The 24,873-nt window shown below is 28.1% G+C and carries 25 protein-coding genes and 1 tRNA gene; 11 read left to right on the top strand and 15 right to left on the bottom strand.

Annotation, left to right across the window (positions count from 1 at the left end):
• Positions 1 to 224: 224 nt before the first annotated feature.
• From hflC to BT0_RS00975, 4 genes are all read right to left on the bottom strand, one after another.
• Positions 225 to 1,196 carry a protease modulator HflC gene (gene hflC / locus BT0_RS00990; protein ID WP_011772159.1) on the bottom strand — a complete coding sequence of 324 codons (972 nt, stop codon included), beginning with the start codon at positions 1,194 to 1,196 and terminating at the stop codon, positions 225 to 227.
• A 1-nt stretch (position 1,197) separates the two neighbouring features.
• Positions 1,198 to 2,130, bottom strand: a complete 933-nt coding sequence (gene hflK / locus BT0_RS00985; protein WP_011772158.1) for an FtsH protease activity modulator HflK — start codon at positions 2,128 to 2,130, stop codon at positions 1,198 to 1,200.
• Between the two features lie 25 nt (positions 2,131 to 2,155).
• Positions 2,156 to 3,397, bottom strand: a complete 1,242-nt coding sequence (locus BT0_RS00980) for a hemolysin family protein (protein WP_011772157.1) — start codon at positions 3,395 to 3,397, stop codon at positions 2,156 to 2,158.
• Between the two features lie 93 nt (positions 3,398 to 3,490).
• Positions 3,491 to 3,563 (bottom strand) — tRNA-Cys (locus BT0_RS00975).
• Between the two features lie 147 nt (positions 3,564 to 3,710).
• Here BT0_RS00975 and BT0_RS00970 point away from each other — a divergent pair.
• Positions 3,711 to 5,225, top strand: coding sequence for a UDP-N-acetylmuramoyl-L-alanyl-D-glutamate--2,6-diaminopimelate ligase (locus BT0_RS00970; protein ID WP_041178425.1), 1,515 nt, complete (start codon positions 3,711 to 3,713; stop codon positions 5,223 to 5,225).
• 4 nt (positions 5,226 to 5,229) lie between these two features.
• Complete coding sequence (locus BT0_RS00965) at positions 5,230 to 6,324, top strand: D-alanine--D-alanine ligase (protein ID WP_041178424.1); 1,095 nt, start codon at positions 5,230 to 5,232, stop codon at positions 6,322 to 6,324.
• Here BT0_RS00965 and BT0_RS00960 read toward each other — a convergent pair.
• The 4 genes from BT0_RS00960 to prfA are packed head-to-tail and all read right to left on the bottom strand — an operon-like array spanning position 6,321 to position 12,457.
• Positions 6,321 to 8,564: a hypothetical protein gene (locus tag BT0_RS00960; protein ID WP_011772154.1), complete on the bottom strand. Its 2,244-nt coding sequence runs from the start codon at positions 8,562 to 8,564 to the stop codon at positions 6,321 to 6,323. The two genes, BT0_RS00965 and BT0_RS00960, sit on opposite strands and share 4 nt — an antisense overlap.
• A complete protein-coding gene (locus BT0_RS00955) occupies positions 8,554 to 10,557 on the bottom strand; it encodes a RelA/SpoT family protein (RefSeq protein WP_011772153.1) in 2,004 nt (667 codons plus the stop codon). Before BT0_RS00955 ends, BT0_RS00960 begins: the two co-directional genes overlap by 11 nt.
• Entirely contained in the window at positions 10,541 to 11,374 is an 834-nt protein-coding gene (gene prmC / locus BT0_RS00950; protein WP_011772152.1) for a peptide chain release factor N(5)-glutamine methyltransferase, read from the bottom strand. Before prmC ends, BT0_RS00955 begins: the two co-directional genes overlap by 17 nt.
• A gap of 9 nt (positions 11,375 to 11,383) precedes the next feature.
• Positions 11,384 to 12,457: a peptide chain release factor 1 gene (prfA, locus tag BT0_RS00945; RefSeq protein WP_011772151.1), complete on the bottom strand. Its 1,074-nt coding sequence runs from the start codon at positions 12,455 to 12,457 to the stop codon at positions 11,384 to 11,386.
• Between the two features lie 297 nt (positions 12,458 to 12,754).
• On the opposite strand from prfA, the gene BT0_RS00940 reads away from it, so the two are divergent.
• Together BT0_RS00940 and BT0_RS00935 are read left to right on the top strand one after the other, a co-directional pair.
• The gene (locus BT0_RS00940; RefSeq protein ID WP_011772150.1) at positions 12,755 to 13,897 is read left to right on the top strand and encodes a tetratricopeptide repeat protein; all 1,143 of its coding nucleotides are present in this window, start codon (positions 12,755 to 12,757) and stop codon (positions 13,895 to 13,897) included.
• The gene (locus BT0_RS00935; protein WP_011772149.1) at positions 13,894 to 14,691 is read left to right on the top strand and encodes a TatD family hydrolase; all 798 of its coding nucleotides are present in this window, start codon (positions 13,894 to 13,896) and stop codon (positions 14,689 to 14,691) included. The genes BT0_RS00940 and BT0_RS00935 overlap by 4 nt, the downstream gene beginning before the upstream one ends.
• A gap of 90 nt (positions 14,692 to 14,781) precedes the next feature.
• Here BT0_RS00935 and BT0_RS00930 read toward each other — a convergent pair whose 3' ends face one another.
• Together BT0_RS00930 and BT0_RS00925 are read right to left on the bottom strand one after the other, a co-directional pair.
• Positions 14,782 to 15,528 carry a hypothetical protein gene (locus BT0_RS00930; RefSeq protein ID WP_011772148.1) on the bottom strand — a complete coding sequence of 249 codons (747 nt, stop codon included), beginning with the start codon at positions 15,526 to 15,528 and terminating at the stop codon, positions 14,782 to 14,784.
• Positions 15,528 to 16,190, bottom strand: a complete 663-nt coding sequence (locus tag BT0_RS00925) for a hypothetical protein (RefSeq protein WP_011772147.1) — start codon at positions 16,188 to 16,190, stop codon at positions 15,528 to 15,530. Before BT0_RS00925 ends, BT0_RS00930 begins: the two co-directional genes overlap by 1 nt.
• Before the next feature lie 177 nt (positions 16,191 to 16,367).
• Here BT0_RS00925 and infC point away from each other — a divergent pair, with 177 nt between their 5' ends.
• The 6 genes from infC to tsaB all read left to right on the top strand — a co-directional run bounded on the left by infC (position 16,368) and on the right by tsaB (position 19,043).
• Positions 16,368 to 16,928, top strand: a complete 561-nt coding sequence (infC, locus tag BT0_RS00920) for a translation initiation factor IF-3 (protein WP_011772146.1) — start codon at positions 16,368 to 16,370, stop codon at positions 16,926 to 16,928.
• Positions 16,929 to 16,944: 16 nt separating this feature from the next.
• Entirely contained in the window at positions 16,945 to 17,142 is a 198-nt protein-coding gene (rpmI, locus tag BT0_RS00915) for a 50S ribosomal protein L35 (RefSeq protein ID WP_011772145.1), read from the top strand.
• A 21-nt stretch (positions 17,143 to 17,163) separates the two neighbouring features.
• Positions 17,164 to 17,511, top strand: coding sequence for a 50S ribosomal protein L20 (rplT, locus tag BT0_RS00910; RefSeq protein WP_011772144.1), 348 nt, complete (start codon positions 17,164 to 17,166; stop codon positions 17,509 to 17,511).
• Between the two features lie 203 nt (positions 17,512 to 17,714).
• On the top strand, positions 17,715 to 17,975 hold the full coding sequence (locus tag BT0_RS00905) for a hypothetical protein (RefSeq protein ID WP_041178423.1): 261 nt from the start codon (positions 17,715 to 17,717) through the stop codon (positions 17,973 to 17,975).
• On the top strand, positions 17,972 to 18,400 hold the full coding sequence (gene tsaE / locus BT0_RS00900; RefSeq protein WP_011772142.1) for a tRNA (adenosine(37)-N6)-threonylcarbamoyltransferase complex ATPase subunit type 1 TsaE: 429 nt from the start codon (positions 17,972 to 17,974) through the stop codon (positions 18,398 to 18,400). Before BT0_RS00905 ends, tsaE begins: the two co-directional genes overlap by 4 nt.
• Complete coding sequence (tsaB, locus tag BT0_RS00895; RefSeq protein WP_011772141.1) at positions 18,381 to 19,043, top strand: tRNA (adenosine(37)-N6)-threonylcarbamoyltransferase complex dimerization subunit type 1 TsaB; 663 nt, start codon at positions 18,381 to 18,383, stop codon at positions 19,041 to 19,043. Before tsaE ends, tsaB begins: the two co-directional genes overlap by 20 nt.
• Here the strand turns inward: tsaB and csrA are convergent.
• From csrA to BT0_RS00870, 5 genes are read right to left on the bottom strand one after another with little or no spacing between them, the layout of a single operon-like run.
• On the bottom strand, positions 19,028 to 19,264 hold the full coding sequence (gene csrA, locus BT0_RS00890; protein WP_011772140.1) for a carbon storage regulator CsrA: 237 nt from the start codon (positions 19,262 to 19,264) through the stop codon (positions 19,028 to 19,030). The genes tsaB and csrA overlap by 16 nt on opposite strands.
• 2 nt (positions 19,265 to 19,266) lie before the next feature.
• Entirely contained in the window at positions 19,267 to 19,659 is a 393-nt protein-coding gene (gene fliW / locus BT0_RS00885; protein WP_011772139.1) for a flagellar assembly protein FliW, read from the bottom strand.
• A 1-nt stretch (position 19,660) separates the two neighbouring features.
• On the bottom strand, positions 19,661 to 20,935 hold the full coding sequence (locus tag BT0_RS00880; RefSeq protein ID WP_011772138.1) for a flagellar hook-associated protein 3: 1,275 nt from the start codon (positions 20,933 to 20,935) through the stop codon (positions 19,661 to 19,663).
• Between the two features lie 3 nt (positions 20,936 to 20,938).
• Positions 20,939 to 22,822 carry a flagellar hook-associated protein FlgK gene (gene flgK, locus BT0_RS00875; protein WP_011772137.1) on the bottom strand — a complete coding sequence of 628 codons (1,884 nt, stop codon included), beginning with the start codon at positions 22,820 to 22,822 and terminating at the stop codon, positions 20,939 to 20,941.
• A gap of 18 nt (positions 22,823 to 22,840) precedes the next feature.
• The gene (locus BT0_RS00870; protein WP_011772136.1) at positions 22,841 to 23,335 is read right to left on the bottom strand and encodes a hypothetical protein; all 495 of its coding nucleotides are present in this window, start codon (positions 23,333 to 23,335) and stop codon (positions 22,841 to 22,843) included.
• Between the two features lie 135 nt (positions 23,336 to 23,470).
• Here BT0_RS00870 and mnmE point away from each other — a divergent pair, with 135 nt between their 5' ends.
• On the top strand, positions 23,471 to 24,865 hold the full coding sequence (gene mnmE / locus BT0_RS00865) for a tRNA uridine-5-carboxymethylaminomethyl(34) synthesis GTPase MnmE (RefSeq protein WP_011772135.1): 1,395 nt from the start codon (positions 23,471 to 23,473) through the stop codon (positions 24,863 to 24,865).
• Positions 24,866 to 24,873 lie beyond the last annotated feature (8 nt).

Below are 24,873 nucleotides of genomic sequence, written 5' to 3'. Positions count from 1 at the left end.
TTGTCAATTTTAGTTATTATAAAACATAGTAAATACTATTTTCAGTCTTTGGAACATTATAATGAAGTATATGATAAAGATAATTGTATATTTTTATGGTTATAATTATTGTCTTAACTTTTACAATGTTTTTACTAAAATTTGTTATTTGTGAAATTATCTTTACTTTTTAGTATTTGCTGAAATGGGGCACAATACAATTAAGTATTTGCCCCGCTTATAATTTATTTTTTATTATGCAAGTATCTAAAAAAATCCATATTTGTTGAGAATATTTTTCGTTTGTCTTTGAGTGTTGTTTTGTAACTCTCTAGTGCTTGCCAAAATTTGTAAAATTCAACGTTTTTGCCATAAGCATTTGCATAAATTTTTGCAGCCTCATGATCCCCTTCAGCTTTAATTTTAGCTGCTTCAGCTTTTGCCTCACTTAATAACTTTAGCTTTTCTTTCTCAATGCTACCAAGTATTTCTGTTTGCTCAGCAATTCCTGTACTTCTTTGTTCTTCTGCAATTTGTTGTCTTTCTGAAATCATTCTGTTATGTACAGAGTCAATTAAACTTGGATCATAACCAATTTTTCTAATAAGAACGTCGACAATTTCAATACCAATGTCTTTTGTGTTTTTGTTGGAAACCTCAATTATTTCATTTTCAATTATTTTTCGACCCTTTGTGATTTTGTAAGTTGTGTTATCTGTAATTTCTTGTGGTGTTAAAACTCCATCAGATAGACGTTGAATTGGATCATTTGAACTTCTGATGATTTCAAGCAAAGGATACTTGGCAATAACACCTCTGACCGCAGGTTCAATAGCTGCATTAATTATTGTAGAAGCTCTATTCATTGTTTTAATTGCTGTATAAAATTGATTAATGTCTACAATTTTCCACCTAGCAGTTGTATCTATCCAGATTAATTGTTTTTCTTCTCCTCCTGTTGGAATCCTTTGAGGTTCTCCATCCCATCTAAGTATGTTTTTGGGAAATATTTGTACATTTTCAATAAATGGGATTTTATATTTAAGTCCTGCTGTGTTTTCAGTTCTTTCAATTTTACCAAGTCTTGTGGTGATTGAGATTTCATTTTCTTTTAAAATATAGAGTGGTTGCATTATAGCTAACGATATTAATCCAAATATTAATGTAAAAGCTAAAATCTTAGCAATAGAGAATAAAAATTTTAGTATGTATTTCATTTTATTTAACCTCCTTAAATGGAAGGAAATTATTTAAGTTTTTGTCAATTATTTCAATATTGTCTTTACTCTCAAGGATTTCCTTCATTGCTTCGTTATAGATTCTCTCTCTTGTAATTTCTGGATCTTTGATGTATGCATTTAGTATTGCATTAAAAATGGCGGTCTCAGCTAATGCAGTATTTATTCTGTTTTCCTTATATCCCTTGGCTTCTTCTATCAGTTTAAGGGCTTCTCCTCTAATTTTTGGAATTATTTGATTAAATTTTTTTCTTCCCTCGTTAATGAATTTATTTTTATCCTGGATTGCGATATTAACATCTTCAAATGCCTCATAAACTTTTCCCTTTGGTGGCATAGCATTTCTGATTTGTACTTGAACAATATCAATTCCTAAATCATATGTTTTTATGATTTCATTCATAGAGGCTTTTACTCCTTCTGTAACACCAACTCTATTATCATTAATTATTTCAAAAATAGTATTGTCCCCAATTAATCTGTTCATTGATGATTTTGCAATGTCTGTTATGGTTTTTGCAGGATCTTCTACTTTAAACATAAAAGAATATGGGTCACTGATTTTATATTGTACTAACCATTCAACCTTAATTATATTTAAGTCACCAGTAATAATTATCCCGTCATCTTCGTTCAAGTTAGGACCTGTGTTATTATTTGTATTAAAACCAAATTTAACTTCTTGTACGATCTTTACTGGTACAATTAATTTTTCTTCAATTAATGGAATTTTTATATGTATGCCTGGTTCAAGTATTCTATTTAACTTGCCAAGACGAAGAACTATAGCTTCATCAGATGGTCCTACCACAAAAATATTTGCAATGGTTATTAGTAATATTATTACTAATACAATTAGAATTATCATATATTCATATGTTTTGTTGAAAAATTTTAAGATATCATTTAACATTTTGTCTCCTTTTTGTTATACATTTTTACTCCTTGTCAAGTTTTGTAAATGTTATTTTTTTTATTTTATGATTCTGGATTTCCTCTATTAAGTATTCTCCATGTTCTGTGCTAACCTGTTCTCCGCCCGTGGGTATTTTGTCAAGTAAATCCATTATATATCCTCCAATTGTGTTTATGTAATCTTTGTGTTGAATCTTTATTCCAACTGTTTCTTCAATCTCATCAAATGTGGTCTCGCCTGATATTAAGTAGATATTTTCATCTTTTTTAGTAATGAGTTGTTTTTGTTCTTCAAAATCATATTCATCAAATATTGCACCAAAGATTTTCTCTACTATGTCTTCTATTGTAAGTATTCCTGCAAATCCTCCATACTCGTCGATAACGATGGCCATTATTTTTTGTTTTTGTCTCATGATATCTAGTATATCTTTTATCCTTTTGTTTTGTTGTACAAAAACAGCAGGTTTGACAAATTTAATAATGTTTTGTTCAAGTTTTTTTTTACTTATTTCGATTAGGTCTTTAGTTATTAAAATTCCTATTATTTGTTCTCTATTTTGACCTTTGTATACAGGAATTCTGGAATATCCTTCTTTTTTAATTAGTTTGATCTTATCTTTTAATTGCGATGTGCTTGAGAGTGAGAATACTTCTGTTCGGTGTGTCATAACCTCAGAAGCCCTAACTTCTCCTATGTTTAACATTTTTTGCATGAATATTCTGTCATCATTTTCTAAAATTCCTAATTTTTCGGCCAAAAATAACATGTTTTTAATGCTATCTTTAGTCATTTTTTGACTTGCTTTTATTTTACATAGGCTTAGTAAAATTTTAACTATTCCATTAATTACATATATTGCTGGTGTGAATATGATTGTTAATATTTTGAGTAAGATTGAGGTTGATAAAACTATGCTCTCATTATTTAAAATTGCAATTTGTTTAGGAAATATTTCTGAGCATATAAGCACTATTATTGTTATGATTCCAGTTGATAAAGCAAGTGCATTGTTTCCATATTTGTCGAGGACAAATTTTGTTGTAAGAGCGCTTGCTGTTATGTTAGCAATATTATTCCCGATTAGAATTGTCGTTACAAGCTTTGATGGATTTTGGGCTAAATTGTATACTACTGTTCCTAATTTGCCTTTTTTCTTTATGTCTTGAAGTTGAATTAGGCTTAATGATGTGTAGGCTGTCTCTGATGCTGAAAAAATTGCTGATAGTATTATGAATATTAATATAATTGTTAATTCTAACATAAGTATTATTTTAATTTATCTTTAAAGCATTTTCTTTAGTTTTATTTGTCTTTGTAAAAAAAAATTGCATTGGCTTTTTACTTAAGGATTACAAGGCGCTGACCGGAATCGAACCGGCGAATCAAAGTTTTGCAGACTTCTCCCTTAGCCACTTGGGTACAGCGCCATTCTAAACATTAGTTAGTTTATTAAAAAATATTTAAATTGTAAACAGTATCTTTTATGATTGAATGATTGTGATTGAACTTTTTTAAGTATTTTCTTTATATGTTTTTCTATAAAAATAATTTTTATTTTTGTAATATTTATGAATATGAATAAAAAAATGCTTAATAATGTTTTATCTAAGTTAGATAAGAATTTTGTAAAGGAAATTAAAGGGTCTTGTGAAGTAGAAATCTTGGGACTTACATATGATTCAAGATGTGTTTTATCTCATTTTGTATTTTTTGCTCTTCCAGGACTTCATTTTGATGGTCAAGAATTTATCAATTCGGCAATTGAGCAGGGTAGTAATGTTATTGTTCATACTAATGATATTAATTTTTATGATCCCAATGTGACATATATTAAAATTGATTCTTGTAATATAAAAAAATTTATGTCAAATTTTGCTCATATTTTTTATAATGAGCCTTCAAAAAATCTTAAGATTATTGGCGTTACAGGAACTGATGGTAAAAGTTCTGTTTGTTTTTATATCTATACTCTATTAAAATCTATGGGTGTTAAAGTTGGTTTTATTTCAACGGTATTCTTTGAAGATGGAAGTGGAACGCTAGTTAAGAATCCTTATAGGCAGTCGACTCCAGAGTCAACAGAAATTCATTTAGTTCTTAGTAAAATGGTAGAAAACAATGTTGAATATGCTATTGTTGAATCGACTTCGCATGGCCTTGATATTAGAACATCAAGACTCATTGATATTGCGTACTTTGTTGCTGTTTTAACTAATGTTAGTCATGAACATCTTGAATTTCATGGTACTATGCAGCATTATTTAAATGCTAAGCTTAATCTTTTCTCTTCTGCAGATGCTAATGGTGGTTTTGGTATTATTAATATGGATGATAAAAATTTTTCTACCTTTTTAAATACTATTAATAGGGCTTATACGTATAGTTTAGAGAATAAAAATGCTGATTTTTTTGTAAGTAAGATTAATGAACAAATGGGTTTTACTGAATTTGAGTTTTATCATAAGAATGTTAAATATGATGCTAGAGTTAATTTGACTGGCAGTTTCAATGTCGAAAATGTTATGGCGGCTTTGATTGTTGTTAGTCAAGTTATGAACGTTGATGTTTCAGAACTTATTGATAAGCTTGTAAATATTGAGGGTCTTTTTGGACGAATGCAAGGTGTTGATTTTGGGCAGGATTTTTCTTTAATTATTGATTATGCGCATACACCCGGAGCTTTTCTTAAAATTTTTCCTATCTTTAAAAGACTTTCAAAAAATAGATTGATTTCTGTTTTTGGTTCTGCTGGAGAGAGAGATGTTCTTAAGAGAAAGTTGCAAGGAGAAATTGCAGATAGATATTCAGATATAATAATACTTTGCGATGAAGATCCAAGAGGTGAAGATAGTATGCAAATAATTAGAGATATTGCGGAAGGAATTTCAGGAAAAACTTTAAATAGAGATTTATTTTTCATTCCTGATCGAAAAAGTGCAATTGAAAAGGCAATAAATATTGCACATACTGACGATTTGGTGGTTACTCTTGGAAAGGGGCATGAAAACTCAATAATATATAAAGATCGAAGTATATTTTGGGATGAGCAAGCTGTTGTTAAAGATATAATTTCGAGAAATAGGAGTTGATTTGATGAAAAAAAATCTTATGTTAATATTTGGAGGAGTTTCTTTTGAGCATGAAATTTCTCTTAGATCTGCTTGTGGAATTTATTCAGCTCTTATGAAGCTTGATAAATATAATGTGTTTTCAAGTTTTATTGATAAAATTACTGGGGTTTGGTACCTATTAGATTCTGTTCCTGATGATCCTAAATTAATTAAAAAAGATAGTTCTGCTATTATTAGTTTAATTCCTGGTTATGGAATATTTGTAAATAATAAGGATCTTAAAATTGATGTTGTGTTTCCTATTGTTCATGGGAGAACAGGTGAGGATGGTGCTATTCAGGGATTTTTAAAAATTATGGATATTCCTTGTGTTGGTTCTGGAATTTTAGGAAGTGCTATTTCTATTAATAAGTATTTCTGTAAGCTTTTGCTTAAAAGTTTTAATATTCCTTTAGTACCCTTTATTGGGTTTAAAAAATATGATTATCTTTTAGATAAAGAGGGCATCAAAAAAGACATAAAGCAAAGTTTAGATTATCCTGTCATTGTTAAACCGGCTATGCTAGGTTCTTCAATTGGAATAAGTATTGCATATAATGAGACTCAGATTGAAAAATGTATTGAAGAAGCGTTTGCATATGATTTGACAGTTGTTATAGAGAAATTTATGAGGGCAAGGGAGATTGAATGTGCTGTTATTGGAAATGAGCAGATTAAAATATTTACTCCTGGTGAAATTGTTATACAGGATTTTGTATTTTATGACTATGATGCTAAATATTCCACTGCTCCTGGAAATTCGGTTGTCTTTAATATTCCTGCTCACCTTGATACCAAACATTTGTTAGACATTAAAGAATATGCATTTTTTACTTATAAATGTTTGGAGCTTAGGGGTATGGCAAGGATTGATTTTTTGATCGAAAAAGATACTGACTTAGTTTATATTAATGAAATAAATACAATTCCAGGATTTACAGATATTTCTATGTTTTCTAAGATGTGTGAACATGATGGTCTTGATTATGGATCTTTGGTTGATAAATTGATAGCTTTAGCTTTTCAAAGTTATGCAAAGAGAAAGGAGAGGATTGATTTTCACCGGCTGGAAAACTAATTTAGTTTCAAATTTTTTAAATTTTCAATTTCCTTGTCATTTTGAAGTTTAAAAAAGGGATTTTGATTGTATTTTGCAGATTTTGGAAGTATTCCAGAATATTTTATTGCGTATGAATAGTCTATATTAATGTTTTTAACTTCTTTTTTTGTTTTTTGATCATATATTTTTACGTAGTTTGTATTGATATCAGAGTAAGCAAAAATATCATATTGAATTTTTTCTTGAGATTTAACCGTAAAAGTTATATTTGTTGTATTTGATTTAATATTATTTATTGTAAATATTACATTGTTGGATGCTATTTTATATGGTGTATTGCTTTGATATATGATAAGCTCAGATGCATTTTTTAAAAATAGATTAATTTGTTTTGTAATCTTTTTTGTGGTAATCTTAATGTCATAGATAGTTCTCTCAGCTACATCTATTTTTTGAAAAAATAAATCTATTAAGTTTTCTTGTGTTTGAATTTCCTTTTCTGCGTATTTTTTATTTTTTTCTAAACTTAAATTAAAATCTTTTGTTGAAATTTGAATTGTATTTCTGTTGTCTTGTAGGTATTCTACTCTAATTTTGTTGGTTTTTTCTGGAAAGCTTATTATTTGATCTATTTTTATTGTTGAAATTTTTTCTATGTCATGTGATATTATGGTAATGGCGATTATTAGAAAAAGAATGATAGATTCAATCTTTTCAAATTTTGTAAATTCTTGTCTTATTGTCTCAGTTTTATGTTTTAAATGTTCTACGATGTTTGTAAGTATTGCTGAGAAAAGTGAAATTGATATGAAATAGCTTAGTGCAATCGGTCTTGTCGTCATTAAGGTTGTTTGTATTGACGTTATTAGCATGAGATTTGTTATCCAAATAAGCATTATTACTATCTTTTTTAGAATTTTTGTCTTGTTAGGAATGATTAATATTAGTATATTTTTTAAAATTATGATTAAAATAAATTCTATTTTGATATATAACATTATAATAAGTTCAATTATAGAGATTGATATTGCTAAATATTTAAGTTCTTTAAGGCTCAAATGTATTTTAAAGTTATATGTGAAATAAGATATAATATTGAAGTTAAATAATGTTAGAAAAAAATTTACTAGATATATTGGATTTATAATCTTATAGTCTATGAAATTTTCATATGCTGTTAACATTTTATTTGTGATTAGAGTAGAAATATATGTGCTTAGGAATAATATGAAAAATAGTTTTATGATTTTATGGTAATTTTCTTTTGTTTTTCTAAGTATGATACTAGTTTTTTTAAATTTTGTGATGAACACTAATATAATGAAATTGCAAATAGCATATATTATTATGATAAGTGTATTTTCATTTATTATCCATTTTTTAAATGGCATATTTATAATGATATAGTGTAGTTCATTTTCACTTTGATTATTTTTTTTAGCTTTGACTGTCTCTTCAATTGATTTGTAAATGTCACAAAGATTATTATTTTTTACATGTTTTAAGAGTGAGCATTCTTTATTGTTGCTTATTATTAAAATTGGAATTTCTTCTTTTAAATATAAATTGTATATTCCATTGATATGTTTGTCATTTATTTTTGATACGTTAAAGTTTACTTTATGATTTTCAAATGTTTTTATAAAATTTTCTAAAAAGCCTAAACTTGTTTTTGAATTTATTATGTTTGATTGATTTTTAAACTCTATTAAGTTGTTTTCTTTGTCTTCATTTAGCATTAAATATATTGTATTTATGTTTTTATCAAGTGCATTATTGTTTAATAACAATCTACTGCTTATTGTTGATATTTGTTTATGTGAGTCGTCTTCTATAAAATAAATGTTTAGGTTATTCTTTATCTCTTTGTTCTTGAAATTATTTATTAGTGTTATTACAATGGCAATTGCTAGGTTGTTTTTTAGATCATGTTGTGCTTCTATTGGGACAATGATATTATAATTAGTTTTTTCTGTGCCTTTTATTTTTACGTGAATTGTTTTTTGCGAGTATCCAATAAATCCAATTTCTTGGAGTGAGTGTTCTTTGTGTTGAATCTTATTTTCTAGAAAATATTTTTTTATGTAATCATAAGTATTTTCTATTCGTTTTATCTTTTCTAAAGATCTGTTTAGTTCATTAATTTTTGTGATATGTTTTCTTATTTGTTTGCCACATTGTTCTATTTCGTCTGCTTTTATTATTTTATGTGAAATTAATGTTTGTATTAGGATTAAGAGTAATGTCTTAATTATCATAATTTTTTATGTCTTCTTCTACTTGCATTATTTGGAGTACGTTAGGATTTTCTTTAAGTGAAGTAAAAATCATTGATACGTTTTTTGCATTTGATGAGATAATTATGTTAATTATTCCATGTCCATTTCCGCAGTCTTCTATTTTCTCACTAATAAGTCTTACGTCAAAAGTTGTAAAAAGATTATCTAAATAGTTAAAAAGGCCTTTTAAATTTTTTAAGAATATTATGATATGATATACTTTCCTTGTTGGTGTTGCTTCCCATTCTACTTCTACAAGATGACTTTTTTTCTGATGTGCAATTTCTCTACAATGTTCTTTGTGAACTACTATTGTATCTTTTTGTATTATCCCAATGATATCTTCACCTGTTAATGGATTACAGTCAGGGGCTATTGTAATACTTTTTATTTTGGATTTTGTTAAAGATTTAAACAAACTGAAGAGTCTTTTTTGTTCCTTATTTTCTCCAATAAGATATGCAATTATGTTATTATCTACAAATATTGTATTGTCATTTTTGTTAAGCCAAGATCTAATTTTTGAGCGTGCTTTTTTTGTTCTAACACTATTAAGCCAAATTACATCAGGTTTTGCCTCTGGAGAGGTAAATATTTCAACAATTTGTTCATTTTTCAATGGTTTGGTTAGTGAGCTAATTTTACCATTAATTTTTGCATAAAGTGCTTGATCCCCAATATCTGTATGTATTGTGTATGCGAAGTCAATTGAGTTTGAGCCAAATGGAAGTTCTACTATTTCTCCTTCTGGTGTATAGACATATATAAATGTGTTTAAGAGTTCTTTGTGTATGTCATGCATTGAGTATTGATTTTTGTTAACAGATTCTTGTTGCCATTTTTTGATTCGGTTGATAAATGATATATCATCAGCTTTTAATTCGACTTGTTCTTTGTAAAGCCAGTGAGCAGCAACACCATATTTGGCAATTTTATCCATTTCTTCTGTTCTAATTTGTATTTCTATCAATTGATTATCCTCAGGTATTCTGACAGTGGTATGTAGGGATTGATATTTGTTTTCTTTAGGGATTGCTATGTAATCTTTTAGTCTTCCAGGTATTGGTTTCCAAACTTTATGTACAATTTCTAGTATTTCGTAGCATTCTTTTTGTTGTTTACAAATTATTCTTATTCCCAGGGTATCAAAGATTTGAGAAATATTATTATTTCTTGTTTTCATTTTTCTAAATATTGAGTAAAAGTGTTTTGAACGTACTGTGATTGTGACATCGATGCCAATTTTTTTAAGTTCTTTCTCTATTATCAATTTTCCCTTATATAATTTTTTTTCCCTTTCTATTTTTGTTGCGGATAAAAAATTTTTGATTTCTTTATATTCTTTTGGATAAAGATATTTTAATGATAAATCTTCAAGATATATTTTAAGAGATGAAATACCTAGTCTTTCTGCAATTGGTACATAAGTGGCAAGACAATCTCTTGCAATCCTTTCTCTCCTGTTTTTAGGTAAGTGAGAAAGGGTTGCCATATTATGTAATTTATCTGCAAGCTTGATGATTATTATTCTAATATCATGAGTCATTGCAAAAAACATTTTTGAAATGGTATTTGCTTCTTTTATTGCTCTTGTTTTATTGTGTAGGTCGTGAATTTTGGTTACCCCATCAATTAGACTTAAAATTTCTTGATCAAATTCTTTGATTATTTCTTCCTTTTTGACACTTGTGTCTTCAAGAACATCGTGTAGTAGCCCAGCTATTATTGTTTTAAAGTCTAGTTGAAATTTTATAAGAAATAGTGAAACCATGATTGGATGGATGACATATGGCTCTTTACTTTCTCTATATTGTCCGTAGTGTAATTGTTCTGATATTTCAAGAGCTTTAAATATTAATTTTTTTTGAATATCATCTTGATAAATATTATTGACAGTCTTTCTGAAAATGTTTTTTAGTTTATCGATATCATTTATTTTAAGTAAGTATGCAATTTCATAAACTTGTATCATTCTTTATCCTTAAGACCAATGCTCTTTCTCTGCTTTCAATGTCATATATAGTTTTTAAATAGTCAAACCCTTCCTGGATTGCAAAATCTTTTAAAGATTTTGTTTGCCAAGGAGCCATTTCTATTATTAAAAGTCCATTTTTGGCAAGCTTATGTTTTGCCTGTCTTATTATTTTTTTTGGAATTTCAAGTCCGTCTTTTCCAAACCCTAAAAGAGCTATTCTTGGTTCTTTTATTAATTTTTCCTTTATTTTTAGTTCATCTTTATTTAAATAAGGAGGATTTGTGATTATTAGCTCAAACTCTTTATTTATGTATTTTAACAGATCTGAATATTGTATTTCTATATAATTTTCTAATTTTAGTTTTTGTGTGTTTTTTAATGATACTTTTAAGGCTTTATTTGAAATATCCGATAGTGTTACTTTGCACTTAAGATAATGTGCAATTGTTAAGCCAATGCATCCACTTCCGCAACATAAGTCTAAAATTTTATTTAAATTGTGCTTTTTAATTTGAATTAAAGCTTCTTCTACTAAACATTCTGTATCTTCTCTAGGAATTAGTACATGTTTGTTTATATAGAACTCAATACCCATAAATTCTTTTGTTTTAAGTATATAGTTTATGGGTGTTCCTGATCTTATTCTGTTTATTTGACACGATAATTTATGTTCTTCTTGTTTTGTTAAATTTTTATTTATATTTGCAAGAATTAATTCTTTTCGACTCTTTAAGATTTTTTCAAGTAGTAATAAAATCTCAAGAGTATTTAAATTATGTTGTTTTGACTTTTTTATTGCTTCGTTTATTGTCATTAAAATAAATTATATTGGGTTGTCTTTTAGTGCTTGTTCTTGTAATTTTAGGGCTAGTGTGTCGAGAAGAAGGTCAAGTTCTCCCTGCATAATTTCTTCTAGTTTATAAAGACTAATGTTTGCTCTGTGTTCTGTTACTCTATTTTGTGGAAAATTGTATGTTCTAATTCTTTCAGACCTATCACCTGAACCTACTTGTTGCTTTCTGTCATTTGAGCGTTGTTCTTGTTTTTTGAGGTCTTCAAATTTATAAAGCCTTGCTCTTAATATTTTCATAGCCTGATCTTTGTTTTTGTGCTGACTTCTTTCATTTTGACATTGTACCACAATTCCTGTAGGCAGATGTGTAATTCTAACGGCAGAGTCTGTTGTGTTTACATGTTGGCCCCCAGCACCAGAAGATCTGTAAACATCTATTCTTAAATCTTTTTCGTTGATTTCAATGTCGGTTTCTTCAACTTCAGGCAGTACAGCAACGGTTGCTGCTGAGGTTTGAAGTCTTCCATTGGATTCTGTTATAGGAACTCTTTGAACTCTATGCACCCCGCTTTCATGTTTTAATTTTTTAAATACCTCTTTACCTTTTATTTCAAAGCTTACTTCTTTAAATCCACCAAGTTCCGTTTCATTAAAGTTAATAAGCTCTGTTTTCCATTTTTTTTTCTCAGAATATTTTGTGTACATTTCGTAAAGATTATGTGCAAAAAGTGCAGCTTCTTCTCCCCCTGTTCCAGCTCTAATTTCAATAATTATATTTTTATTGTCATTTTCATCTTGGTGCAAGAGTAATATTTTGATTGTGTGTTCAATTTCATCTTTTTTGAGATTTAAATGAGTTAATTCTTGTTTTATTAATTCTTTCATTTCTAAATTTTCTTCTTCGGACAAAATTTTTTGATTCTCATCGATTTGGCTTATTATGTTTTCATATTCATCTTTTTTTTCTTTGATTTTTTCTAAATAGTTATATTCTTTTATTACTTTTGCATATTCTTTTTGGTTTTTAATTAAATTTGTATCTTGTAATTTTTCTTCAAGTATTTTTATTTTGCTTTCGATGGGACTTAATCTTTCTAAAAACATCTTAATTTTCTCCTAATAAAGTAGTATTATTTTATCCTACTTTTGAATTTTTTTGTTATAATTGGTCATGAATTTTATTTTATAGGCTTTATATACAATTTAAATAAATAAGTTTAAGTTTACGAATTTAAGTATATTTTTTTAATTTTTTATATAATATGTTTATTGAGATTGGATATTAAAGATTTATTAATATCTTGATATGTTTATATATAAATTATGACTTATATGTTTTTTTAAATAGCATATATGAAGTGAATGTTATGTCTTTAATAAACCAGTTAAGAAGGGGTATTTATGTTAGACAAGAAACTTTTAGGTGAGTTTGGGGATATCTCGCAAATTTCTGATAATGAGCTTCTTGATGTTACTGAAAAATCCAAAAGGGGATATCAGTTGATAAAGGAAGAGAGACTTCCTGAAGCAGAAGCATTGTTTAATGATATCTTACAAAAGGATTATGATAATAATTATGCTCTTGTTGGACTTGGAGACATTGAAAGGAAGAAGCGAAATTTTGATAAAGCTATAATTTATTATCAAAAATGCCTTGCTAAACATTCAAATAATAATTATGCACTTTTTGGATTGGGAGATTGTTATAGAAGTTTAGGTGATTATAAGAAGGCTACAGATGTATGGGAAGAATATTTGAAATATGATCCTGAAAATATTACGGTTCTTACAAGAGTTGCTTCTTCTTATAGGAAATTAAAAAATTTTCAAAAATCTAGGCAATCGTACTTAAGAGTATTAGAATTTGTACCTGATAATGATTATGCTCTTGTTGGTATTGGACATTTATATTATGACTTTAAGGAATATAAAGAAGCGTTGAAATATTGGCTTAGAATGTATGAAATAAATCAGGTTAAGATTGATGTTCGTGTTTTAACTTCAATTGGAAATTGTTATAGGAAATTAAAGGAATTTAGTAAGGGAATTTATTTTTTCAAAAGAGCTTTGGAAATTTCTCCGAATAATTTTTATGCTATTTTTGGACTTGCTGATTGCTATAGAGGAAGTAAAGAGTATCATGAAGCCTTAAAATATTGGCTTACAATAATAGATAAGGATCCAAAGAATAATCTGGTTTTAACAAGAGTAGGTGATACTTACCGATACTTGAAAGAGTATGAGAATTCACAGATTTATTATAAAAAAGCTCTTGATGTTGATTTTGACATGTTTGCTATACTTGGTCTTGCACTACTTCAAAAGGAGCAGGGGCAGTATGAAGAGGCATTGTCAGCTATTAAAAATCTGATAAAAACCAATCCTAAGAACTCAATATTGTATGTAAATGCTGCTGAATGTTATGAGGCATTAGGGCAAATTGAAAGTGCTGTAGATATTTTGTCAAGTTTCTTGCAACTTGGAATGAAGAATGTTACCATTATTGACTACATTAATAACCTTAAAAAAAAGATGGATGCATGAATCTTAATTTTGAAAGATCTATTTTTTTAAAAAAGTTAATAGATACCCACGTTCATTTTAATGAACTTAAGAAAAATTCTATTGATATTCATTATCTTATTAATGAATGTTTGAAAAATGGATTTTCTTATTTTCTTGATATTGGATTGCATCCTAGTGATTTTTATGAGAGAAAGCAACTTTTAGATACTTATCCTAATATTTCACTAACAGTTGGCATACATCCTTTAAATAAGGCTTTAAGAGATGATTTTGAATTGATTGAAAGTATTTTAGAAAATGAAAACGTTGTTGCTGTTGGTGAAATTGGACTTGATTACCTTAAGGGAGATAATAAAAGCGAGCAGATTGAAGCTTTAAATATTCAGTTAGATTTAGCTAGTAAATATAAGAAGCCCGTCATTTTGCATGTAAGAGAGGCTTATGATGATATTTACAATATTATTAAATCTTCCAATTTTATAAGTAGAGGCATATTGCATTGTTATTCAGGTAATTATGAGTATGCTAAAAAATTTATTGATTTTGGATTTAAGATATCTTTTGCAGGTAATTTAACTTTTAAAAATTCAGAGCCTTTAAGAGGAGTTTTAAAGAAATTAAATATTGAAGATATTTTAATTGAAACAGACAGTCCATTTTTAGCCCCAGTTCCTTTAAGGGGCAAGATTAATGCTCCATGTTTTTTAGGATATACATGTCTTGAGATTGCAAAAATTAAAAATTGTGATGTGGATAGCGTTATAATTGCGTTGTATGATAATTTTAAGGATTTATTTAATGATTTGATTTAACAATTATTTTCTCTCATTAATAATAGTATTTTTTGTTTGTCAATTATTGCTTATCAATTCAGTTAAATGTATGTTGATTTGTAATTAGATTTATATTGTTTTTTCATAGATGTTGAATTCGTATTGAAAATCTTTATTAATTTTTTTTGTTATTTCAATCAAATCGAGTTCATTCATACTGATTATGTATTTTGTGTTAATTTCTTTTAAATTTTTTTTATTACTTCCAATCAATATGAATTCTATTTTTTTAAAAAAGGATGATTCTGATAATTTTTTTAAAAAAACATGATTATTTCTCATTGAGAATAAGATCACTTTTGTTATTTTTGGAGTAATCAAATTTTTTAAATACAGAATATTTTTGTCATTTATTGTAGTAATGTTTATATTTTGTTCTTTTGCACTTTTTTCCAAGTGTTCTGAATCTGTTTGATTTAGTGTGTTGTCTTTCATTATTAATGAGGTTGTTAAATCTATTGAGGGGTCACTGAATATAAAATCTATCGCTTTTTTTAATGAAAATTTTACTTTGGATAGATAAAAAGTTTTTTTTTTAATTTTATTAATATTAAATATTTCATTATTTGATTTATGTGTTAAAAGTATCTTTTTTACATTATTTAGTTTGTCTTTAATAATTTCGATATCTTTTTCATTGATAAAGAGTGTTTTATCTTGTATGAATGGAGAATTTTTAATTTTGAAAAAATACTCTGTGGTGTCTGAAAAAATTATGATATAACTAAAATTTTTATCTGTGATTTTATTGTTTTTACAACTAAAACATAGAATTAAAATAATTGTAATAATAAAAGTCTTTATTGTATGTATCATTATTTTACAGTTCCAATGGCTTTCTTGTTTACGATTGTGATTCCTAGTAGTATTATTAATGTTATTAGAGCGTAAATTTGTGCATTAGTTAAAATTAATACTTTTAAAAATGTTATAATTGCTTCTAAGATCAAGATAGGAACAAAAATTAATTGATATCCATTTATATTTTGTGTTATATGAAGACGTATTCCTTTTTCGCATATAATTGCTGTGAATATTAGTTCTAATATATGTAAAAGCGGTATTTTAATATATTCATATGTGCCAAAAACTTTACTGTTTGTTATGATGAGTGCTAAATTTTTAGAGAGTATTAATCCAAATGCAAAATATATTAAAAATATTGGATTTTTTTTAAGCAATGAGTTTGGATTGAATGTAAAAAAAAATGTGAATATAAATAATGGAAAAACATAGTAATATATTTGTTCTTTAATAAATATTGAATATGCTAAACTGAATTTTGTTTGGTAATTTATGAGCAAGCTTTTATATAATATGAATTCTTCTATCAGATATAGTAAAGAAAAAATGGTCATTGCGAATAATATTGATGTTGCATGGATATAATTTTGTTTAATTAACTTTAATTGAGGATGGTTTATTATCATGTATATTTTAAAAACTAAAGGTAGGCTTATTAGTAAAAATATGTTCATAATAAGTAAATTTTACTTTTAAATGACTTATTAATCAATTAAATTTTTACTTTTTAGAAGTTTTCAAAATTCTTTTTATTATTGTGTTTAAGAGATATGTGTTCGAATTTACTTTTTAGAGAAGGTATATTAAAATTAGTTATTGATTAATGCTGTTTGAGGAGTGAGTATTTTTAAATGATAAATAGAAGTTCCGGTAAGGATAGGGATAGGTCAAGATCCGGTGATAAAGAATTGAGAATTAATCATAAGATTAAGGCCCGTGAGGTTAGGGTTATTTTTGATAATGGAACTCAATCTGTTTTGCCAATTGAAGATGCTATTAAATGTGCTAGGGATGCTGAGCTTGATTTGGTTGAGATTTCTCCAAATTCAGTGCCTCCTGTTTGCAAGATAATTGATTATGGGAAATATAAATTTCATCAGGAAAAGCGTCAAAAAGAGCAAAAAAGAAATCAAAAAATAATTAAGCTTAAAGAAGTTAGGATGCAGCCAAAGATAGATACTCATGATCTTGATTTTAAGTATAGAAATATTTTAGGATTTCTCAAAGAGGGTAATAAGGTAAAAGTTACTATAAGATTTAGAGGACGTGAACTCGCTCATACTCATTTGGGCTATGGAATTTTAGAGAGTATTCTTGAAAGGGTAGGTGAGTCTAATTATGTTTTAGAGTCTCCAGCTAAGATGGAGGGGAAAACAATGTTTTTAATTATTGCACCTAAATCTAAGAAGTAGTGATAAGGAGATGTAAATGTCAAAAATGAAAACATGTAAAAGTGCAAAAAAAAGATATGCTTTTACTTCAAAAGGTAAAATTAAATATAAGAAGCAAAATTTAAGACATATTTTGACAAAAAAGTCTTCAAAGAGAAGAAGGAAGTTGGGTAAGTCAGGTTTGGTTTCAAGTTTTGAGGTTAAGAGAATCAAAACCTTATTGCCTTATGCTTAAATATTGATTTAAGGAGATTATATGGCTAGAGTTAAGAACGGGATAGTTCACGTTGCAAGACGAAAGAAGATCTTAAAGAAAACTAAGGGTTTTTGGGGTACTAAGAAAAGTAATTATAAGAAAGCCAAAGATACTCTTCGTAAAGGCATGATGTATGCTACAAGAGATAGAAAGACTCGTAAGAGGGATTTTAGAAGTTTATGGATTGTAAGAATTTCTGCTGCTTTAACGGGTATGGGAATTAACTATTCAAAATTTTTTGAAAGTTTGAAAAAGTCTAATATTAAGCTTAATAGAAAAATCTTATCTAATTTAGCAATTGAGGATATTGAAACTTTTAAAAAAATTGTTTATGAAATAAAAAATTAAAAACTTCCTGGGAAGTTTAATTATAGGGATTAGAGTTATTTTTTGCGACATCTCACTAAATTTGGGGATTTAAGTATTTTTTTAACGGATAGTTGCATAGGCGGATTAAAAGTTAAAAATGAAAGTCCCATCTTTGAAAATAGCGCTAAATGAAAATATTCCTATGTTGGCTTCTCGGGATTTTATTTAAAGGAATACTATTTGTGAAATTTATTTCTCTTGATAATATCAGCAAGCAAGATAGTCATATATATTATAGGAGAGTATATTTTGCTGACGCTTTTTATGAATATAAGGGCTCTAGTGAGACTAAGCAAGTGAAGTTTACAATAGAAGTAACTCCTTTAGGTGAGAAACATATCACTATTGATTTTGTAGACCCTTTAAATTACCCTGTTCTTAGTTTAATGGTTGCAATCAAGAGGCATGTTATTGATCTTGATATAAAAGGTGAGCTTCCTTGACATTATCTTTTGAAACAGAAAAGGAAATGATAAACTTTTCTAAATCTTTTTTTAATCCCTTGCCTATTGGTAAGATATTTGGTCTTTGTGGTGATATGGGAACTGGGAAGACAACCTTTTTAAAAGGTTTGGCTTTAAATCTTGGCATTTCTTACTTTACAAGTCCAACTTATAATATTGTTAATTTTTATGAGTTTGTAGATTTTAAATTTTATCATATTGATTTGTATCGTTTAAATATTTTAGATGAGTTTCAACTTATTGGTGGAATGGAGCTTCTCTTAGATATGTCAGCTATAATAGCTATTGAGTGGCCAGAGATAATTATTGATGTTTTGCCAAAGAATAGATTAATGTTTTTAACATTTAAAATAAAAAATACTAGTAGGATTTTAGAATTTAGCGATGAATACCCTTGCAATTGAATATTCACATAAAACTTTATTGATTCATTTTGAAATTAATGGTGAGGTCTTCTCTATAATTAAGAGTAAAGATAATATTAATTATACTCTTAGTATTCCAAAATTATTTAATGATTTTGTATTAGAGTATGGTATTGATCTAAAGAAACTTGATTTACTTATTAATTCTTCTGGTCCTGGTTCTTTTACAGGTTTGAGAATTAGTTTAAGTTTTATTAAGGGGCTTTCTTTAGGTCTTTCAATTCCTTTTGTTAATGTACCTACTTTTGATGTTTTTGCGAAATTGGTTAATACAAGCGCAGATACGCTAACTTTAAGTTTTACAGCGGGTAAATATTTCCTTGGATGTTATAAGAATTCTAAATTCTGCGGGAAAATTTTTTGTTTTTCTGAATCAGAGTTATTTGAATATTTAGATAGTCTTGACTTAAAATTTGTTATTGTGGGTAATGGTATTGAATTTATTTATGAAAAACTAAAAAATAAGTTTGAGATTATCATTGATATGGATTCTTTTGGTTCAGTTTTGACAGAGCTTGGCAAGTTTAAGTATGTAGAAAACAGGCAGGGAGATGATATTTTGTCAGGACCTTTTTATGTAAGACTGAGTGATGCAGAAATTAAATCTTATTTACTAAGATAATCAAATAAATTTTTAATTTTATGTATATTATTCTTGTCTTGTAGGATTGATTTTTTGTTTTCTTCTTTGATGATGTCATAGATTTCAGATCTAAGTATTTTGATATTTGCAGGGGCTTTTATAGCTATTTTAACACTATCTTTTTTTATTTCTAATATTGAAATTTCAATGTTAGAGTCTATTTTTATGCTTTCGTTTGCTTTTCTTGATAATACTAGCATATTTATTCCTTAAAGACTCTATATCTAAGATAATGCTCTTCATTTGTAGATATGGCTTGTTTTCCAATTAATTTCTTTTTGTTTAATATGATTGGGGCTTTTAAATTAGCCGTTATTTCTTTATAGTTTTTTACATGCATGTTAATTATACATAGTATGACTTTTTCGTCTTCATTTTCTGTTTGGATATCTAACCAATCTTCTTCCTCTATATTTGGTAAATATTTTTCTAAAAAATTAAAGGGCGATGTTACTAAAAAATTTATTTCTCCGTTTATCGATTGCATTATAGAGAAAGGTTTGTGTTCAGAATCTTTGATGATAAATTCTTTAATCTCTTCAAATCCCAGTATCCCTTCAGGAAAGTTAAATTTTATACTAATTTCGTTTTTCATTTTATTTTAGAAAATCTAATAATGTTGTTTGCATGATCCTTGCGGAAACCCCTAAAGATACTTGATAAGCTAAACTTGTCATGTTAAGCTCCGTTATTGCTTTTGTGACATCAAGATCGGTATATTTAACCATATCATCTTTCATATCCATTATTTCTTTACTTATCCTTTCATAACTTCGATCAAGCCTATTTTCTTTAGTGCCAAGATCAGCTAATGTTGCAAAAATTTTATTTAAACTTGCATCAATTTCTGCTAAGCCTCTGCTTCCAATGATTTCTTCTCTATTTTCTTCTAGATTATCTCTTAACTCAATTAAGCTATCAAAAATTGTTCTATTTCTAACCTCAGTATTGTTTGCAATATTATAAGGAGGTTCTTTGGTCTCATTATTTTGGGTCAGAATACCTAGCTCTTTTAGTACCGTTGAACCTTCCTCTTCTGTGATCCATATTTGGTGAGGTATTGTTGTTTGTATGACCATTGAATTTAAAATACGATCAAGAGTAGCTTCAACAGGAGCAGATGATTCATTTATTTTGGCAATAATGTCGGCAGCGGTATCCCCTGCTGTTAATGCTATTTCAATGTTATCAATATAAATTTTTGTGTTTTCCTTGACAATAAATCCATTAACATTTTTTGATGATGTTATGTAATGATTGTGAGAAAAAAATATTTCGCTTCCAGGATAGTTAGTTGGGATATAAATTCCATTATATATTTCAGTTGTTTGTTCTGCTTGATTTCCATTGTAGTCTATTCTTACTATTTGAGTTTCTGCTTTGTCTTGAGTTAGTTTGTTTATCCTGTTTTCTCTAATTACTTTGAATGCTTCATTATCAATTTTAGTGCCTGCAAATATGCTGTATCCATCTGCTCCTTTTACATTTGCTATTGCAAGGACATCTTCAAGTATTGCATTTATTTCTTTTGCTATTATCTTTTTATCATCAGTTTTGTATGTACCGCTTGCACCTTGGACAGTTATTTCTTTTGCACGAGTTAGAATATTTGCAAGCGATTGTAAATACCCTTCCATATATCTTAATTTTCCTTTGGCGCTGTTGATATTTTTAACATAGGTATTAAGCTTAAATATATCACTGTCTAATCTTATTGCATGAGTGACACCTGTTGGATCATCTCGCAAATTCGTAATTCTTTTGCCACCTTGGTATAGGCTTCCTAAAAGTTTTGTTATTTTTACTTCTTTGTCTGTTGAAGATGTTTTTAAGTTATCATATGTCAAAGGATGACTTACTCTGTTTATCATATATTATACTCCCATTTTATTTATGATTGTATCTATTAATTCTGCAGAAACGGTGATGAATTTGCTTGCGGCAATAAATGATTGTTGAAATTCTATCATGTTTGCTAATTCTTCATCTTTATTTACACCAGATATTGATAGTCTTAAATCAGTTAAATTTTTAAGTATTTGTTCTTGACTATTTTTTGTAATTTCTGCTGTTTGTCCTTTGATTGCAATATTAGAAGCCGTGTTTGCGAAGTAGTCATTTAGTGTTGCATTCTTTCCAATCATGATTTGTGAGTTTACAAAAGATGCAATACGTAATGCTGCCTTATTATCTCCAATAGGAGCGTTGTTTGTTGGAGTTTTAATTCCCGATGCAATCTTTGATGGATCTTCTGCAATTTCTCTAGATACTTTAAGCCATGCAGCTGGATTTTTGAGAGGAGCTATTGAGTAGCTAACTGTATTTATTAGTTGGTTAGTAGTATTAACGTCTTGATAGTTATAAGCACCCTCAGTTCCCGATGCATTTAAAATGCCTGTGTAAGTTGTTAAAAATAGTCCAGAATCTTCAATATATCTAATTCTAAAAATAGCACTGTCGTTTTCTTCTTCTTTGATTGCCTTAATTTCAAATTTTCCTTCTGCATTAATTCTTGCAGTGACTTGTGAGTTGGAGTTATTTATTTTATTTATTACGTCTTGAACGGTATCTGTTGTATTGTAGGGTATTTCTATAAAATCATTTTTATTGATTGCTTGAAATTTGAGTATTCCTGAAAATCCTAGATTTTCTTCTGGAAAAATTTCATTTGTACTATTTATTTTAAATATATGAACAGAATCAAATTGACCATCTCCATTGCTGTCATATCGTCCACGCTCATCGGTTAGCTTGTATTCTTGGTCGAAGAAAATTCTTCCGTTTTTTTGATCAAGACCGTGTCCTGACACATGAACTTCATTTACAAGCTCTGTGATATTAATTGCCATGTTATCTATTTCATTAATTTCGTTTTTAATTTCGTTATCTCTTACATTAATAAGAGCCCCTAATTTTCCCGTATTAATATTAGCCGGTTCTCCATTATTCCATAAAACATTCCATTTAGTTCCTGTAGGGCCATTGGCTGCTTCCAATATAAATTCATTTGCAATTGCACCTTGAATGAGATGTTTCCCCTCTACATAAATTAAAAATTCATTAGGGTCTCGCTTATTTTCTATGGAGATACTAATTAAATTGCTTAGTTTATCAACTATTAAATCTCGTTCATCCATTAAATCATTTGGCTGATCTTTCATGGCGATTGCTTTTGCAATTTGCCTATTAAGATCACTGATATTCCTAAGGTAGTTATTTATCTCTTCAGTAGTGATTTTTACTTCATCATTTGCCATTGTGTATATTCGCTTAAGAGAATGAAATCTGTTGCTTACTACTTCTGCAAAAGATTGTCCGCGTTCTAGTATAATATTTCTTTCAGCTAGTCCTTGGGGCTGTTTTGATAAATCTTGCCAGCTATCCCAAAAATCATTTAATCTTTTTCTGATTGATTGTTCTTCTGGTTCATTATATACATTCTCAAGCAGAGAGATAAATTTGTCTTTTGAACTCCAATAGCCAAGTCGATGTGATTCTTCAGCTATTTTTATATCAAGCAAGTCGTCTCTTACTCGCTCTATAGATTGAACCATTATTCCTTGACCTAGTTGACCAACTTTGTTTGCTCTATTTAATTGAGGAGCATAAATTGGTATTTCAGTTTTCATTATAACTCTTTGTCTTGAATAACCGGGTTTTGACGTGTTAGTTAGATTATGTCCAATTGTGTTCATAGCATCTTTGTGTGCAAATAAACTTTTCTTCCCAATTTCTATTCCTGAAAATGTTGAATCCATTTAAAACTCCTTAAGTAGTTAAAGTTTTTTGTTTATTAAAACGGATGTTTCATTTAAGCTTCCGCTTTTTGGTCCATAAGGATTTTTATAAGTTATATTGTCTACACTTTCTTGAGCATCTTTAAATATTAGATCTAAAATACCAAGAGATGTTTCTGTGTAGCTTGATATTAAGTAATTTAAGTTTTGGATATTCAATATCCCTATTCTTAATCGATGAAAATAATTATATATCTCTTTTTTATAAACCAAACATAGTTTTTCTATAGCCATGTAAGTTGATTCAAATTTTTCAAGATCTGTAAAATTTTTCCAAAGTTCATCTCTCTTGTGCTCTATATCTTTAAATTTGTGAAGATAAATGTTTGTTTTGTTTATTGCTTCCTTAAACATCTTTTCGTTTTTTTCATCAAGATATCTTTTTATATTTAGGTACATATTATATATATCTTCTACTAAAAGAACTTCTTCTTGTAAAGTATTTTTCAGTTCGGTTTCTAATTTGGTTTTCATCTTTATGAAATAAATTATAAGTGAAATTCATAATATTTACAAATTTAGGTCATTTATCTTATGTATTGTATTTTTGAATTTTTTCTTTTATTTTTGGTCTTTGCCATTTATTCTATGTTATAATTTTTACAGTCTATGAGCAATCTTTTTCAAAGAGAGGATGATATTGTTGCACTTGCTACCCCTTTACTTAGTAGTGCTTTGTGTGTGATTCGTAGTAGTGGGATTTCTTCAATTGAAAAATTTTCCAAAATGTTTTCAGATCCTAAGCGACTGCTTGAGGCGTCTGGCCATACCATTCATTATGGATATTTAATAGATAAAGAAATTTGCGAAAAATTGGACGAAGTTGTTGTTTGTATTTATAGAGCCCCAAAGAGTTTTACAGGTCAAAATTCAATAGAGGTTATGGCCCATGGCTCCCCTATTGGTATAAAGAGAATTATAGGCTGTTTTTTGAAAGTGGGATTTAGAATGGCTGAGCCTGGTGAATTTACTCTTCGTGCTTTTTTGGCTGGAAAACTTGATCTTACTAAAGCAGAGGCAGTAAATGAGTTAATTTCTGCTAAAACTAATAAGACCCATTCTCTTGCTGTTAACAAACTTTCAGGTTCTTTGTTTGCTAAAATAGATTTGATCAAGAAAGATATTTTAAATTTTCTCTCAGCACTTAGTGTTCATCTTGATTATGAAACAAGTGAATATGAGGTTGCCATTCCTTTTGAGATTATTTCAAAAAGCAGAGATGAACTTAAGAGATTGGTTGATTCTTATAATACCGCAAGGAAATTGGATTATGGAATTGCATTGGTTTTGGCCGGTTCTGTTAATGTTGGCAAATCTTCTCTTTTTAATTTGTTACTAAAGGAAGATAGGGCTATAGTTTCCTCTTATGCTGGCACTACAAGAGATTACATTCAAGCAAGTTTTGAATTTGATGGTATTTTATTTAACGTTTTTGATACAGCAGGACTTAGGGAGACTACTGATTTTGTTGAACAGTTGGGTATTGTTAAAAGTAATTCTTTAATTAAGGAAGCATCTTTAGTTCTTTATGTTATTGATTTGAGTGCAAGATTAACAAATGACGATTTAAAATTTATTGATTCTTATAAGGGACATTCTAAAGTGATTTTTGTTTTAAATAAGATGGATTTAGAACCAAATAGACAAACAGTTGAATTTTTTAATTCAGGTAATATAAATTCATCAAATTTAGTAAAGATTAGTACTAAGACTTTATTTGGCATAGATTCTCTTTATGATAAGATAAGGTCATTGACATGCTTTGATTACATTGATATTGATGCTTATGATGTTATCGTATCATCAAGTCGCCAAGCAGAACTTTTAAAAAAAGCTTATACTTTAATTATTGAGTTGTTAAATAAGATAGAAAAAGATATAAGCTATGATATGTTGGCATTTGATGTTTATGAAGTTCTTAATTTTTTAGGCGAAATAACGGGTGAGGTTACTAGTGAAGATGTACTTAACAATATGTTTAAGAATTTTTGTTTAGGAAAATAGATATAGAT

The organism is Borrelia turicatae 91E135 (genome assembly GCF_000012085.2).
Taxonomy (GTDB): Bacteria; Spirochaetota; Spirochaetia; order Borreliales; family Borreliaceae; genus Borrelia; species Borrelia turicatae.
The sequence above is the reverse complement of the archived record's forward strand: the minus strand, read 5'-3'. Positions and strand labels throughout refer to the sequence as shown.

Excerpts from the sequence above, each read along its gene's own strand:
- hflC (WP_011772159.1), bottom strand. The coding sequence starts at position 1,196 with ATGAAATACATACTAAAATTTTTATTCTCTATTGCTAAGATTTTAGCT.
- hflK (WP_011772158.1), bottom strand. The coding sequence starts at position 2,130 with ATGTTAAATGATATCTTAAAATTTTTCAACAAAACATATGAATATATG.
- BT0_RS00980 (WP_011772157.1), bottom strand. The coding sequence starts at position 3,397 with ATGTTAGAATTAACAATTATATTAATATTCATAATACTATCAGCAATT.
- BT0_RS00970 (WP_041178425.1), top strand. The coding sequence starts at position 3,711 with ATGAATAAAAAAATGCTTAATAATGTTTTATCTAAGTTAGATAAGAAT.
- BT0_RS00965 (WP_041178424.1), top strand. The coding sequence starts at position 5,230 with ATGAAAAAAAATCTTATGTTAATATTTGGAGGAGTTTCTTTTGAGCAT.
- BT0_RS00960 (WP_011772154.1), bottom strand. The coding sequence starts at position 8,564 with ATGATAATTAAGACATTACTCTTAATCCTAATACAAACATTAATTTCA.
- BT0_RS00955 (WP_011772153.1), bottom strand. The coding sequence starts at position 10,557 with ATGATACAAGTTTATGAAATTGCATACTTACTTAAAATAAATGATATC.
- prmC (WP_011772152.1), bottom strand. The coding sequence starts at position 11,374 with ATGACAATAAACGAAGCAATAAAAAAGTCAAAACAACATAATTTAAAT.
- prfA (WP_011772151.1), bottom strand. The coding sequence starts at position 12,457 with ATGTTTTTAGAAAGATTAAGTCCCATCGAAAGCAAAATAAAAATACTT.
- BT0_RS00940 (WP_011772150.1), top strand. The coding sequence starts at position 12,755 with ATGTTAGACAAGAAACTTTTAGGTGAGTTTGGGGATATCTCGCAAATT.
- BT0_RS00935 (WP_011772149.1), top strand. The coding sequence starts at position 13,894 with ATGAATCTTAATTTTGAAAGATCTATTTTTTTAAAAAAGTTAATAGAT.
- BT0_RS00930 (WP_011772148.1), bottom strand. The coding sequence starts at position 15,528 with ATGATACATACAATAAAGACTTTTATTATTACAATTATTTTAATTCTA.
- BT0_RS00925 (WP_011772147.1), bottom strand. The coding sequence starts at position 16,190 with ATGAACATATTTTTACTAATAAGCCTACCTTTAGTTTTTAAAATATAC.
- infC (WP_011772146.1), top strand. The coding sequence starts at position 16,368 with ATGATAAATAGAAGTTCCGGTAAGGATAGGGATAGGTCAAGATCCGGT.
- rpmI (WP_011772145.1), top strand. The coding sequence starts at position 16,945 with ATGTCAAAAATGAAAACATGTAAAAGTGCAAAAAAAAGATATGCTTTT.
- rplT (WP_011772144.1), top strand. The coding sequence starts at position 17,164 with ATGGCTAGAGTTAAGAACGGGATAGTTCACGTTGCAAGACGAAAGAAG.
- tsaB (WP_011772141.1), top strand. The coding sequence starts at position 18,381 with ATGAATACCCTTGCAATTGAATATTCACATAAAACTTTATTGATTCAT.
- csrA (WP_011772140.1), bottom strand. The coding sequence starts at position 19,264 with ATGCTAGTATTATCAAGAAAAGCAAACGAAAGCATAAAAATAGACTCT.
- fliW (WP_011772139.1), bottom strand. The coding sequence starts at position 19,659 with ATGAAAAACGAAATTAGTATAAAATTTAACTTTCCTGAAGGGATACTG.
- BT0_RS00880 (WP_011772138.1), bottom strand. The coding sequence starts at position 20,935 with ATGATAAACAGAGTAAGTCATCCTTTGACATATGATAACTTAAAAACA.
- flgK (WP_011772137.1), bottom strand. The coding sequence starts at position 22,822 with ATGGATTCAACATTTTCAGGAATAGAAATTGGGAAGAAAAGTTTATTT.
- BT0_RS00870 (WP_011772136.1), bottom strand. The coding sequence starts at position 23,335 with ATGAAAACCAAATTAGAAACCGAACTGAAAAATACTTTACAAGAAGAA.
- mnmE (WP_011772135.1), top strand. The coding sequence starts at position 23,471 with ATGAGCAATCTTTTTCAAAGAGAGGATGATATTGTTGCACTTGCTACC.